15 protein-coding genes and 1 pseudogene are annotated in these 13046 nt (G+C 33.2%); 9 read left to right on the top strand and 7 right to left on the bottom strand.

The window, feature by feature from the left end:
- The first annotated feature begins 76 nt into the window (after positions 1-76).
- Genes fdhF through fdhD form a run of 3 tightly spaced genes read left to right on the top strand, consistent with a single transcriptional unit; the run spans position 77 to position 4267 of the window.
- Complete coding sequence (fdhF, locus tag AOG54_RS05380) at positions 77-3013, top strand: formate dehydrogenase subunit alpha (RefSeq protein ID WP_055032510.1); 2937 nt, start codon at positions 77-79, stop codon at positions 3011-3013.
- A 1-nt stretch (position 3014) separates the two neighbouring features.
- The gene (locus tag AOG54_RS05375; protein WP_156150286.1) at positions 3015-3458 is read left to right on the top strand and encodes a DUF1641 domain-containing protein; all 444 of its coding nucleotides are present in this window, start codon (positions 3015-3017) and stop codon (positions 3456-3458) included.
- Complete coding sequence (fdhD, locus tag AOG54_RS05370; RefSeq protein WP_052656705.1) at positions 3455-4267, top strand: formate dehydrogenase accessory sulfurtransferase FdhD; 813 nt, start codon at positions 3455-3457, stop codon at positions 4265-4267. Before AOG54_RS05375 ends, fdhD begins: the two co-directional genes overlap by 4 nt.
- 25 nt (positions 4268-4292) lie before the next feature.
- Here fdhD and AOG54_RS10260 read toward each other — a convergent pair whose 3' ends face one another.
- The 4 genes and pseudogenes from AOG54_RS10260 to AOG54_RS10175 all read right to left on the bottom strand — a co-directional run bounded on the left by AOG54_RS10260 (position 4293) and on the right by AOG54_RS10175 (position 5092).
- Positions 4293-4436, bottom strand: a complete 144-nt coding sequence (locus AOG54_RS10260; protein WP_156150285.1) for a hypothetical protein — start codon at positions 4434-4436, stop codon at positions 4293-4295.
- Entirely contained in the window at positions 4433-4561 is a 129-nt protein-coding gene (locus tag AOG54_RS10255; protein ID WP_269082533.1) for a transposase, read from the bottom strand. The genes AOG54_RS10260 and AOG54_RS10255 overlap by 4 nt, the downstream gene beginning before the upstream one ends.
- Positions 4562-4589: 28 nt before the next feature.
- Positions 4590-4892: pseudogene (locus AOG54_RS10180) on the bottom strand (transposase); the annotation flags it as partial.
- Between the two features lie 71 nt (positions 4893-4963).
- Complete coding sequence (locus AOG54_RS10175; protein WP_255350855.1) at positions 4964-5092, bottom strand: hypothetical protein; 129 nt, start codon at positions 5090-5092, stop codon at positions 4964-4966.
- Positions 5093-5188: 96 nt separating this feature from the next.
- Here AOG54_RS10175 and AOG54_RS05360 point away from each other — a divergent pair, with 96 nt between their 5' ends.
- From AOG54_RS05360 to AOG54_RS05340, 5 genes are all read left to right on the top strand, one after another.
- The gene (locus AOG54_RS05360) at positions 5189-5596 is read left to right on the top strand and encodes a DUF4143 domain-containing protein (protein WP_055032509.1); all 408 of its coding nucleotides are present in this window, start codon (positions 5189-5191) and stop codon (positions 5594-5596) included.
- A gap of 243 nt (positions 5597-5839) precedes the next feature.
- Positions 5840-7024, top strand: a complete 1185-nt coding sequence (locus AOG54_RS05355; RefSeq protein ID WP_048101243.1) for an MFS transporter — start codon at positions 5840-5842, stop codon at positions 7022-7024.
- 78 nt (positions 7025-7102) lie between these two features.
- A complete protein-coding gene (locus AOG54_RS05350) occupies positions 7103-8137 on the top strand; it encodes a hypothetical protein (protein WP_048101242.1) in 1035 nt (344 codons plus the stop codon).
- A gap of 5 nt (positions 8138-8142) precedes the next feature.
- Positions 8143-9243 (top strand): CaiB/BaiF CoA transferase family protein, encoded by a 1101-nt coding sequence (locus tag AOG54_RS05345; RefSeq protein WP_231563410.1) that lies wholly within the window; start codon positions 8143-8145, stop codon positions 9241-9243.
- A 93-nt stretch (positions 9244-9336) separates the two neighbouring features.
- Positions 9337-10701 (top strand): MFS transporter, encoded by a 1365-nt coding sequence (locus AOG54_RS05340; protein ID WP_048101241.1) that lies wholly within the window; start codon positions 9337-9339, stop codon positions 10699-10701.
- A gap of 5 nt (positions 10702-10706) precedes the next feature.
- Here AOG54_RS05340 and AOG54_RS05335 read toward each other — a convergent pair whose 3' ends face one another.
- The 3 genes from AOG54_RS05335 to moaA form a co-directional block, all read right to left on the bottom strand.
- Complete coding sequence (locus AOG54_RS05335; RefSeq protein ID WP_054964017.1) at positions 10707-11471, bottom strand: hypothetical protein; 765 nt, start codon at positions 11469-11471, stop codon at positions 10707-10709.
- A 64-nt stretch (positions 11472-11535) separates the two neighbouring features.
- Positions 11536-11772, bottom strand: coding sequence for a molybdopterin converting factor subunit 1 (gene moaD / locus AOG54_RS05330; protein ID WP_048101239.1), 237 nt, complete (start codon positions 11770-11772; stop codon positions 11536-11538).
- A 5-nt stretch (positions 11773-11777) separates the two neighbouring features.
- Positions 11778-12728, bottom strand: coding sequence for a GTP 3',8-cyclase MoaA (gene moaA / locus AOG54_RS05325; protein WP_048101238.1), 951 nt, complete (start codon positions 12726-12728; stop codon positions 11778-11780).
- Positions 12729-12862: 134 nt separating this feature from the next.
- On the opposite strand from moaA, the gene AOG54_RS05320 reads away from it, so the two are divergent.
- Positions 12863-13046: hypothetical protein (locus AOG54_RS05320; protein ID WP_156324218.1), on the top strand; the 184-nt coding region annotated here is incomplete at its 3' end.

The raw sequence follows: 13046 nt of genomic DNA, 5'->3' as shown, positions 1-13046 counted from the left end.
ATTATTTAAAAATTTATACAATATTCTGAGTATAAATGTATAAATAATAGTAATTTATAATTAATTAGATGATTTAATGCCAGAATTAAGAGTTTTTATAGATAAAAATGAATATAATGTCGAAAAAGGTAAAACTATTCTAGAAACCATGATGGAAAATAATATAGATATACCGCATGTATGCTTTAACCCAGCTCTTGGACCAATAGAATCATGTGATACATGCATTGTTAAAGCAAATGGCAAATTTGTAAGGGCATGCTCCACAGAAATTGAGGATAATATGAATATATGTTATGAGATAGAAGATGTAAAATCAAGGCAGTTAGAAGCAGTGAATAGATTACTTACGAGACACAATTTACACTGCACTGTATGTGAAAATAATAACGGTGACTGTGCATTGCATAATGCAGTTGATAAGTTAAATTTGGAAAGGCAAAAATATCCGTTTGAAAAAAAGGGGTATGAACCGGATTATTCAAATCCATTTTACAGGTATGATCCAGATGAATGTATATTATGTGGGCGGTGTGTTGAGGCATGCCAGGATGTTGAGGTAAATGAGACTTTAAGCATAGACTGGTCACTTGAGAAACCACGTGTTATATGGGATGATAATAAACCAATAAATGAGTCTTCATGTGTTTCATGTGGCCACTGTGTTACCGTTTGCCCTGTAAATGCCTTGATGGAAAAATCAATGCTGGAAGAGGCGGGCTATTTTACATCGCTAACAAAAAAAGCCAAAGATAATTTGGTGGATTTTGGAAAAGGATTGGAGAAACCAATAGGTATTGGCATGATAATGAAAATAAGCAACATTGAGGCACAGATGAGAAATGAACAGATAAAAAAGACAAAAACTGTATGTACATACTGTGGTGTTGGATGTTCATTCACTATGTGGACCAAGGGAAGAAAAATTTTGAAGGTACAGCCGGAGATTGAATCACCGGCGAATGGTATATCCACATGCATAAAGGGTAAATTTGGATGGGATTTTGTAAACAGCAAGGAAAGATTAAAAAAGCCACTTATAAGGAAAAATGGCAAATTTATTGAGACATCATGGTCAGATGCAATAAGGTTCGCTGCCAATGGATTAAAAAAGGTTTCTGAAAAATACGGCAATGAATCAATAATGTTTATAGCATCATCAAAGGGAACTAATGAAGAAGCATATTTAATGCAGAAACTTGCAAGACAGATATTTCACAACAATAACATTGATAATTCCTCAAGGTTTTGTCAGGCTCCTGCAACAACAGGACTGTGGAGAACTGTAGGTTATGGTGGTGATGCAGGATCAATAATGGATATTTACAAATCTGATCTTGTGTTTATAATAGGGGCAAATACAGCAGAATCCCATCCAGTTATTGCAACAAGAATAAAAAGGGCGCATAAATTAAATGGGCAGAAATTAATAGTTTCTGATTTAAGAAAAAATGAGATGGCAGAACGTGCAGATATATATTTGCATCCTGCACCTGGAACTGACATTGTACTGCTTTCCGCCATAACAAAATATATTATAGATAAAAAATGGCATGATAAAAAATTCATAGATGAAAGAGTAAATAATTTTGATGATTATTATAAAAGTCTATCATCATTTACACTGGAAAATGCTGAAAAAATAACAGGAATACCAAGGAATCAGATTATAAAAACTGCAGAGATGATTCATAGTGTTAAAAATATGTGCATACTATGGGCCATGGGTGTTACACAGCATTCTGCAGGGTCTGATGAATCAACTGCAATATCTAATTTATTACTGATAACCGGCAATTACGGAAGACCAGGCACAGGAGCGTATCCTTTAAGGGGACATAACAATGTACAGGGTGCAAGTGATTTCGGTGCAATGCCAACTTATCTGCCTGGATATCAGCCAATAAATGATAAAAATGTTATACAAAAATTTGAGAAGGCGTGGAATACAAAGCTTTCGGTTAAGCCAGGAATAGATAATGTATCATGCATAGAAAACATAGATAACGATAAAATAAAAGCAATGTATATTGTTGGACAGGAATTTGTCAGTACTGGTCCAGATTCTGAAATGGTAAGAAAATCACTTGAAAATCTTGAATTCTTAATAGTTGAGGATGTATTTTTCTCAGAAACTGCAAAATTTGCAGATGTTGTTTTGCCGGCAAGCGTAAGCCTTGAAAAGGAAGGTACATTTGTGAATACTGAAAGAAGGATACAGAGATTGTACAGAGTCATGGAACCATATGCTGAAACCAGACCTGACTGGGAAATAATTCAGGATATTGCAAATGAGCTTGGAGCGGGATGGAATTATAAAAATCCATCTGATATAATGGATGAGGCATCTGAATTGTGCCCCATATTTAAGGGCGTTAATTATTCCAGGCTCGAAGGATTTAAGAGCCTTCAGTGGCCCATGAAGGAAAATGGTGAGGATTCTGAATATTTATATGAGGATAGATTCAATTTCCCTGATGGCAAGGCAAGACTATACATACTTAAATACAGGCCTCCATTAATGGAGGATGAAGAATACCCGCTTCACCTAAACAATGGAAGAATGCTTGAGCATTTCCATGAGGGAAATGAAACATTTAAAACCCCCGGTATAAGGGAAAAAGTGCCTGACACCTTTGTTGAGATATCAAATGACCTGGCAAAGGATTATGGCATAGAATCCGGTGATTATGTAAAAATAGTCTCAAAGTGGGGCAGTGTAAAGGTACGTGCCCTTGTAACCGATAGAGTGAGTGGAAATGAGCTGTATATGCCTATGAATGCTGCATATGACGAGGAGGGCATAAACATGCTTACGTCATATAACCGCGATCCTGATTCAGATACACCGTCATATAAGGAATTGCCTGTTAAAATAATTAAATTAAAAGATAAGGGTCCATCTCCACTTCCAAAAACAAATCCAAGATTTGGAAAACGTGTTCCACAAAAAGGAATAAACATAGAAATGAAGTGGAAGAGAACAGATTATGTAAAATTAACGGATGATTAAAATGGCAAAACCAATAGAATATATTGAGGAAAATGAAAAAAACGAAATGGATATAACAGACATGCTGCCTGAGGAATATAAGGAAAGTTTCAGCAACCTTCTTAAAACAGTTAAAAATCTTAACGATTCCGGGTTTTTTTCACTTATTAATGCATTAACATCAAATTATAAATATATCATAGACACATTATCAGACCAGCTAGAATCAGAGGATACAAAAAGATCCATGACAAATATTTTTAGTATATTCCAGCTTTTATCAAAACTGGACACAGATAAAACTGTAAATTACATGTCAGAACTTGGAAATGCAATAAGTAATGCTAAAATTCCTGATAGAAGATATGGGCTTATGGATATAGCGAGGACTATAAATAATAATGATACTGCCAGGACTATTATATTACTGTTGAAGATACTATCAGATACATTTGGTAAAAAATGAATCCATATATTAATAAAAAAATTATAAAATGTATCGATGGAAATAAATATTTTACAAATGATTACATAACATCAGAAGAACCCCTGGAAATAAGATTATCAGATGGCAAAAACACAGAGCCGGTGTCGGTTATAATGAGAACACCGGTTGATGATTTCCCACTTGCCGTTGGATTTTTATTTGATGAAGGAATGTTAAAAATAAAAGATTTTCAAGGCGTAAATTATGATTATGGAGCTAAAATAAACGAAAAAAATAATATAGTTATAGTAAGTGTAAATAAAATTGATTATGATTTAACAAATCAGAGAAATTTTTACGTTAATTCAAGCTGCGGTGTATGCGGTAAAACAAATATAGAGAATGTTTTTATAAAAAATTCCAAATTTGTGAAAATAAAAGATAGGGTAGAACATAATCTGATTTCTTTGTTACCAAAAAAAATGAGGGAAAATCAGGAGATATTCAGATATACAGGTGGTATACATGCCGCTGCCATATTTGATTATAATGGAAATTTGATATCCATATCTGAGGATATAGGAAGGCATAATGCCGTTGATAAATCCATAGGAAAACTTCTTCTCAATGGTATATCAAGGATGGAGGACACAATAATGCAGGTGAGTGGTCGGGCAAGTTTTGAAATAGTACAGAAAGCGGCTATGTTTGGCATATCAATTATTAGTTCAGTCTCTGCACCCTCATCGCTTGCGGTGGAACTTGCAGATACATTTAATATTACATTAATTTCTTTTGCACGCGATAATAAATTTAATATATATACTCATGATGAAAGAATACTTTAAAATAACATTATAAATTTTATATTAATCATCTTGATGTTGGATATATAATCATATTTATTAGTATAAAGACCCATAATAAAAAAATGCCCCAGGATCCCGGAAATGATTCCTTCACTGCATTGATTATTCCCCTATGGCCATCTGATATTACCAGCTTTGCTCCTGTCAATCCCTTTCCTTGAGTTTAAAGAAGAAATTATTCCAGTCCATCCCATCCTCTGAATTATAAATATTAATGGAAAGAATCTGTCTTATTCTATTGCTGTTTACACCTATTGATGTGTATAATGCCATTGATTTATATTTATTATTTTCCCTTACCCTAAAGTATGATGCATCTATATAGGTATATTATTTTATCATCTATCCTTGTTTCTAAGACTTCCTTAACCTTGGCATCCAGTTCCTTATTCAGTGATGATACATACTCAGTAGATACACTGACACCAAGATTATTTATTATACTGTTAACAGATCTTGTTGATACACCATTAATGTATGATTCTGCTATTACAGAGTTTAATGCCCTTTCAACAGTGGAGTATTTGTCGAATACCTTAGTTGTAAAAGATCCTGACCTTATATCAGGCTTGTCTAATGTTAATTCACCATCCAAAGTCTTTAATTTCCTTTTTTGGTTCCATTCCTGTAGCCTGTCCTTTTATTATTCCTTTAAGATCTTACAGCATTTAACTTTCAAATGGACTGATCCATTACATTGTTTAAGAACCATGTAATCAGTTCCTTCTTTCCATCTTTTCTGTCATTTATGAAAACCTTTATTAATTCCTCTATACTTATTAATTGACTCTTTTCATTTGTCATTTTGTTTACCTCATTATAATATTGCAAATAGTCATTTTAAATTTACAGCAAAAGAATTACACTATCATCCTTTTTAATGATCATATCATTATTAACATGGGGTTTATAAATACACAAAATACGGTACACAACCACTCATTATCAAAAGAGCTTAATATTTCTAAGGAGACATTAATAAATTATTTTGGTTATTTAGAATATTCATTGATTATTAAATTGATATTAAATTTTAGAAGATCATTTACATCAGCATCACGGAAAATGAAAAAGGTATATTTTTATAATTCAGCCTTTGTATGCAATTATAAAAACATTATGGATTATAGTTATTATGAAAAATTAATAGAAAATTTTGTCATGCAGGAACTTGATTCGAAATATTATTTCAGGGATAAAAATTATGAAATAGACTTTATTTTAAAAAATGGTAATATTATACCTGTGGAGGTTAAATATAGAAATAATGTAGAGATAAAAAATTTTATAAAAGTTTTAAAAAACTAAATTTAAATTATGGTGTAATTATAAGCAAGGATGAATTCAGGGAAGAAATTATTGATAACATCAAAATTAAAATTTTACCGGTATGGTATTTACCCATAATTAATATTAAAATTTTAAAATAAAATAATTATATGCTATGTTAATCCAAACTTTTATAATATCTTATTTTAAGCTTTTATATGGCATAAGTTAATAATCAAAAAAATAACGAACCATATAAATAATACCATTAAATAATGGTTTATGAATAAACTAAACAACAGCAAACATGTTTTTCTCTTATATTCCATAATATTAATTTTAATGGCAATCTCAATGAGATCAACTAACAATATGGTTGTGACAACCGTGCCTTTATTCTCCAAATACATTCTTCACTTTTCCTATATATTAACCGCACTTGTTACTGCAGTAATATATCTTGGCACTGTAATAGCCACATCATTTTTGAATCCATTAATGAACGCCCGGTTAAGGAAAAAGGTATTTGTCTTCTCAAATTTTTTATTAACATTGTTTTTAATACTTTACTATTTATCAAATAGCATAAGCGTTTTTATTATTTCATTTTTAATTGGGCTGGCATACGGTATAATTCTGCCAAATATAGTTACATCTGCAAGCCTCTATCCTGATCAAACAGGCAGGGAAAGGCTTTTAAGCATCTATTCCGTTGGTCTAAGTTTTAGCCTTGTCTTTGGCCCAACCCTGGAATCCTATTTGCTCAAAATTATAAGTTATAGAACTATATTTCTTTTCTTTGCACCAATTGGCATCATAGGATTTATATCATCATTTTTCATGGAATTCCCGGAAAATAAAAGGGAAACACATGGGAAATCCATTAGACATAATAGTGGCCTATGGACATCAATACTAACAATAACCACCTATAATGTTCCATTTGCCGCCCTGACCGTTTTTCTTGCCATATTTGCAGAAACAAGATTCCAGGTAAGCAGATACATGGCATACCTTCCATTTGTATTCTTCTTTACAGTATCGTTTTTTGTTAGGATTTACCTTAGCATAAGGCCAATAAAAAATATCAGGTACGCAATAATTATTGCCCCGGCAATAACAGTTATAGCCCTAATACTGTTCCCGTTTCTTCCAAATTATGATACATTTATACTTGTTATGATGCTTCTGGGTATACCGCACGGTTCCATATTTCCACTATCCACCATTGAAATATCACGTGGATCATCCATATATGAAAGGAATGCGATAAATTCTTATTTCTATTCCTATAACATGAGCCTTTTCATGATTATACCATTAATCTTTGCGGCCATAATACCTTACATAGGCTTTGAAAAAACCTTTGCGATTCTAATTATCCCTGTTATTATTTCAGTGGCAGTAATTATTAAGAAATTCTGGAAGGACGATAAAATCTTCGGGGTTAATAAAAGCATGCTTTAACATAAATTTTATAAAAACCATTATATTATCTAATCTGTTATATTATAATTTAATATAATCAAATATTATATTTAACCCATGATTTCTGATGATACTTTGAGGGAGGGAATGCAGGCACCAGGCATTGCATTCACTGTAAATGAAAAAATAAAACTTGCCACAATGATATCTGATGCTGGAATTAAAAAAGCCCTGGTTTCATATCCATCTGCCCACGAGTCTGAAAAGTATGTAACTCAGGAAATAGTTAAAAGGGGAATTTTTAAGGATGTTTATGGTCTTGGAAGAACATTAAAATCTGATATAGACGAAATATACTCCACTGGAGCAAATATATCCCTGCATTTACCCTTCATAATAAAAGATATTAACACAATTTTGGAAAATATAAGGTATGCATCAAGGCTTTGCAGAAAACTTGAGGTCGCCCTGGTTGATATTGACCAGTACACCATAAATGATTTAATAAAAATATCAAGGTTAATACATGACTCAGGTGCTGATATTATCCAGATTCCAGATACAAAGGGAATTACGGAACCAAATAAATATGGAACGATAATTAAAAGGATTAAAAATGAGGTAAAAACATCACTGGAAATACACTGCCATAATGATTATGGATATTCAATAGCCAATGCAATTGAGGGATTAAAAAACGGTGCAGATTATGTTGATGCAAGTGTATTTGGCCTCGGTGAGAGGAATGGCATCACAGATATTGCAGTCATATCAAATTACCTGAATAACCTGGGTAAAACCAGTATAAATATGGAGAAAATGAAGACTTTATACAGTTTCATGCATGACCTAATAACAGAAAAGGCAGGCCAGCAATTTTTTTATGATAATATACCAGTTTTTGGCAAAAATATAAATTACAATACTGCAGGGACACATGCCTCTTATGGCAATATTTTTACCGGTACTGATTATTCAGTAAATGTTTATACAGGGAAGGCCATGATAAGGAATATTTTGGCAATTAATAATTTAAACCTTAGCGATGAAAATCTTAATTTATTAATAAAAAAGATAAAAGACCTATCATCAGATACTGGAATGGTGTTAAGTGCGGAGGAAATAATTAAGCTGGCCGGTGATTTAAATTGATTACCGTGCTTGAAATTGGCCAGGTGGTTGCAGGCCCAACTGCAGGTTTAATATTTTCAGATCTTGGGTTCAGGGTAATTAAGATTGAGAATCCCAATGGTGGCGATATATCAAGAAAATTGACAGGTTCAAGCTCTGGTACCTTTGAATATTATAATCGGGGCAAGGAGAGCATTGCACTGGATTTCAGGACAGATACTGGCAAAAAAATACTGGAAGGCCTAATAAAAAATGCAGATATAATTGTTGAAAATCTAGGTCCTGGATCTATGGATAAAATAATTAATCAGGACCGCATAAAACAGTTAAACCCAAAAATAATATATTTATCAATAAAGGGCTATATGTGCGGGCCGTATGAAAATAGAAAATCGCTTGATTTCCCAATAGAAATAGAATCTGGCATTGCATATATGACCGGACTTAAAAATAAACCAATGAGGATAGGTTCATCAGCCATAGATATGGCCACTGCCATGATGGGTGTAATGCTAGTCCTTGATAAACTCAGAAGGCATGAATCAGGGTTCATAAAAATAGGTTTGTTTGAAACCGCCATGTTTCTTGTGGGTCAGCACATTGTAACATACCAGAAGGAGAAAAGGGATTTAATGCCATTAAATGAGGAAAATTTTGCATGGGGAATATATGATTTTTTTATGTCTTCTGATAACAAAAAAATCTTTATAGCAATATCAACGGATACTCAATGGGGTGATTTCTGCAGGGCATTTAATATACCTCCAAGGGATGAATACAAATCCAACATTCAAAGATATAACCAGCGTGATAAATTAATTCCGGAAATCCAGAAAATTTTAATTTCATATAATTTAAATGACATAATTTTAAGACTGAATAAATTTAATATAAGCTACGGAATTTTAAACAGGCCGTGGGATTTATTAAAAAATGAACACGCACTTATGCACATGGTTAATGCAGAATATAATGGCACTGATTTTATTATGCCATATGTTCCCGGTACAAGAAATAATAAAAAAAATATAGAAAACCTTGGATGCTCGTCATTAAAAATTCTAAGAGAACTTGGCTATACAGCTGAGGAAATTAAAAATTTTATAGATTCCGGTGTAATTAAATAACATTTATTATCTCATTAAATATTAAAATGCGTTAAAAGTTTTATTTAATATGTTAGAATATGTATTTTAATACTATTATATATTTGTAATTACATGGATGGGAAACCATACGCTGGTAGCGTGTCTGATAGACTGGAAAGACTCCCATGGTCAGGTGTTCACAGGAATTTTCTGCTTATGGTCGCCGGTGGTGAATGGGCAGAGACACTCATGCTTCTGGGAAATGGTGCCATACTGGCACTCATGGTAAGCGTGCTTCATTTCAGTACAACTGTTGGTACACTCATAATCCCAACTGCATTTTTCCTTGGAGAATTTACTGGAAGCATTTTCTTTGGATGGCTTGCCGATAGAAGGGGCAGAAAATTTGTGTTTTTATACAATCTGCTTGTATTTTCAACAGGAATGTTTATTGCAGGCCTAATGAGTAATTATCTTGCCATGGCAATATTTATTTTTATAGGTGGCATTGGTGTCGGTGGGGAATTCCCTCTTGTTGATTCATTTACAACAGAAATGATGCCGGGCAAGGTCAGGGGAAACAGACTTGCACTTGTTTACACAATTGCTGTTACCGCCGGTCCATTTATAGCATTTCTGACATTTGCAATGCAAAAATATGCACCACCATTTTACTCATGGAGAATTATATTCTGGTTCATGGGTGCTGTTGGAATTGCAATATGGGCAGTAAGAACCAGGCTTAAGGAATCGCCAAGATGGCTTGAAACTCAGGGCAAATATAAAGAGGCTGATGAAATAACCACTGAATGGGAGGACAAGACCAAAAAGGACCTAAAGTTAAGCAAGCTACCGCCTGTGGAAACAGAAACAGAGGTAAATGAGGCTAAAAGCAGGTTTAAGGATATATTTGAACCTGATTTAAGAGAGAGAACAACAATGATGCTTATATTCCAGTTCTTTCAGTCTGGAATATTTTATGGATTTACTGCACTTGCACCAACGTTTTTGATAGCAAAAGGTTACACAATAGCATCAACCCTTGAGTTTACATTTCTGATATTCGCTGGCTTCTTCTTTGGATCGGTGTTTAATTTATTTATAGTGGATAAGATCGAAAGGAAATGGGGAATTATATTAACAGCTATTCTTGCAGGGGTCTTTGGAACTTTATTTGGAATTGCCACAAATGTTTACATGGTGATTATATTTGGTTTCATAACAACGTTTATTCTCTGGAACTTTTCAAACTTTTTCCATGCATACCAGGCAGAAATATTTCCAACAAGGGTAAGGCCAACCGCGGCAGGCACGGTTTATTCCGTAAGCAGGGTATCCACATCAATACTGGTTTTATTCATAGCGGCAGTTATACTTCCTCATGGGGTGCTCGCCAGCTTTGGAATAATATGGGTCTTCATTGCCATAGTTGTAATTGACCTTGCACTGATAGGTCCAAAATCAACCGGCAAACAGGTTGAAAAAATTATAGAATAATTTTTTTATTTTTCCCCGTAAATATAGGAGAATTTATTATGCGCATTTTTTGTTATACTGGCCGTAAATCCATATTTTTCCAGTTTGGCCTTTACAACCTCCGGATCTGCATATGATTTAACAGCTATTCTTTTAATCTTTTCAAATGAATCGTTTTCCTCTGATAAAAATTTGTTTTCACATGTTTTTGCATCTATATAAACATAATCTGCATCATTGCAGTACTTTTCAAATATTTCTGAGAGTTTAATATTTTTACCATCGGAGTATTCACAGTTAATGAATTTTATTCTCCTATCAACCTCATTTATGTTTAAATTTTTCACGGCGTTTTTATTATGATTTATTCCATAAATTTTTCCAGAGGTGTTAAGTGCTGCATAAAGAAGGGAATCCCCATTATCCTCTGAGATTATTAATACATCAGGGTTGTTTCCTGTTAAAAATGAAAGACGGTCAAATATGAATACGTCAGAAAAGTCAGGGTCTGAATCAAGGTTACACATCATTAGCTGGCCATATTTATACTTAAAATTAATGCAGTCTGGAAGCTTTGTATCCTCAAATGTAAAAAAATCTAAATTCTTCCCGCACTGGCCATAGTATTTGCATATTGCATAAAGCATTGCCTTTTCATGGTTCCATATTGCCCGCCTGTTTGGAATGGCATTAACTATTATTCTGTCCTTTTTTGCTGTAATTTCCCTTGCAACAGCAAAGGCATTTTTATATGCATGCTTGCAGATCCTGTAATTTTCAAGAAATCCCATTTTACCCATATAGTTACAAACTTTAAAAATTTATACTATTTATTTGTGCAACATTTGGATTTTATTATCCACCACTTACCTGCGGAAAAACAGCTATATTATCGGAATCTTTTAACCTCTGGCCATTATAATATTCCTCATTAACAGCAAAGAATATCTGCCTTCTGTCCAATAATTCTGGATATTTTTTAAATAGTATGGTTTTTAATTCATTTATATCATCTGAATTTATTTCTATACACTCCTCATCACGGCCTGTAATGTCCCTTATGCTTGCAAAATACCTAACATTTATTTTCATAATAATCACCTCCAGTAGGGTATTCTGTTTTTCACAGCCTTGATAAACTCTTCATCAAGTGACCTTTGATTGTTAAGCTTATCCTTTATATTAAAATAATCATTTTCTCTAAGCAAACATGTTTTAAAATTGCCATCTGCTGTTACCCTCAATCTGGTGCAGTGTTTGCAGAAATCCTTATTATGCATTGGTTTTACAAATTCCACCTTAACCTCGCCGTCCAATGTATTCAATATATACCTTTCACGGTTATGCAGTTCATTTCTTTCCATATAAATCGAGCGTTTTTTTATTTTTTCCTCAATTGGCTCAAGGCTGACATGATATTTTAAATAATCACCTGAATTTTCCCTGCCACGGGACGTTTCAAACTCTATTAACTGGAGTATTGCGTGATTTTTTGCACAGAAGTTTATCATGGAATCTATCTGGTCCTCATTGATGCCCTTGAGAACAACAAAATTAACCTTGACTGGTGTTAAGCCTGCATTGTTTGCCGCCTGTATGCCTCTTTTAACAGTGTCAAGATAATCCCTCCTAACGTTTGTAATTTTTTCAAAGGTGTAATCATCATTGGAATGCATTGATATATTTACCCTATCGAGGCCGGCATCTTTTAATTTCACCGCCAGTATTGGGAGCAAAACTCCATTTGTGGTCATTGATATACTTCCATTAATATGCTTCCTTGTCCTTCTTATTATTTCAAGTATATCGTTTCTGAGTGTGGGCTCACCGCCTGTGAATTTTACCTTATTAACACCATGTGAGGCAGCCACCTCAACTATTTTTTCTATATTCTCCGGCGTTAAAAACGACATATTCCTTTCCGTGCCCTCCATGTGGCAGAAAAAGCAGTTAAAATTGCATATGGCATTTAGCTGTATTCTCAGGCTTGTAACAGGCCTGCCATAATTATCAAAGACAGTATTTTTGGAAATAAGTCCGTTTATCATTGCATAATAATTGCCTTGTTGATATTTAAACATTTATTTACAAAATAAATGAAGAAAAATAGATGTATCTAACAAAAGTCCCTAAAAGAGATAATATTAACAAAAATTTATAATTATGATATTTATATAATATAATGGATGATAATAATACCCTGGACCAAATCAATGAGATAAAAATTTTTCACCACTTTGCTGCACGATTGACATACAGGGATAACCAACTGAAATTTTTAAAAAATTCTGATAATATTAATCCATCAGAAAAAATAACAGCAGATTATGAAATATTTAAAAATATTATAAATAAAAAAATTATAA

The sequence above is a fragment of the Acidiplasma aeolicum genome (assembly GCF_001402945.1).
GTDB lineage: Archaea > Thermoplasmatota > Thermoplasmata > Thermoplasmatales > Thermoplasmataceae > Acidiplasma > Acidiplasma aeolicum.
The sequence above is the reverse complement of the archived record's forward strand: the minus strand, read 5'-3'. Positions and strand labels throughout refer to the sequence as shown.

What these genes read in the sequence shown, in the direction of transcription:
- moaA (WP_048101238.1), bottom strand. Translation starts at nt 12,728, where the DNA reads ATGATAAACGGACTTATTTCCAAAAATACTGTCTTTGATAATTATGGC.
- fdhD (WP_052656705.1), top strand. Translation starts at nt 3,455, where the DNA reads ATGAATCCATATATTAATAAAAAAATTATAAAATGTATCGATGGAAAT.
- AOG54_RS10255 (WP_269082533.1), bottom strand. Translation starts at nt 4,561, where the DNA reads ATGGCATTATACACATCAATAGGTGTAAACAGCAATAGAATAAGACAG.
- AOG54_RS05375 (WP_156150286.1), top strand. Translation starts at nt 3,015, where the DNA reads ATGGCAAAACCAATAGAATATATTGAGGAAAATGAAAAAAACGAAATG.
- AOG54_RS10175 (WP_255350855.1), bottom strand. Translation starts at nt 5,092, where the DNA reads ATGACAAATGAAAAGAGTCAATTAATAAGTATAGAGGAATTAATAAAG.
- AOG54_RS05335 (WP_054964017.1), bottom strand. Translation starts at nt 11,471, where the DNA reads ATGGGATTTCTTGAAAATTACAGGATCTGCAAGCATGCATATAAAAAT.
- AOG54_RS05360 (WP_055032509.1), top strand. Translation starts at nt 5,189, where the DNA reads ATGGGGTTTATAAATACACAAAATACGGTACACAACCACTCATTATCA.
- AOG54_RS05355 (WP_048101243.1), top strand. Translation starts at nt 5,840, where the DNA reads ATGAATAAACTAAACAACAGCAAACATGTTTTTCTCTTATATTCCATA.
- moaD (WP_048101239.1), bottom strand. Translation starts at nt 11,772, where the DNA reads ATGAAAATAAATGTTAGGTATTTTGCAAGCATAAGGGACATTACAGGC.
- AOG54_RS05340 (WP_048101241.1), top strand. Translation starts at nt 9,337, where the DNA reads ATGGATGGGAAACCATACGCTGGTAGCGTGTCTGATAGACTGGAAAGA.
- AOG54_RS05350 (WP_048101242.1), top strand. Translation starts at nt 7,103, where the DNA reads ATGATTTCTGATGATACTTTGAGGGAGGGAATGCAGGCACCAGGCATT.
- fdhF (WP_055032510.1), top strand. Translation starts at nt 77, where the DNA reads ATGCCAGAATTAAGAGTTTTTATAGATAAAAATGAATATAATGTCGAA.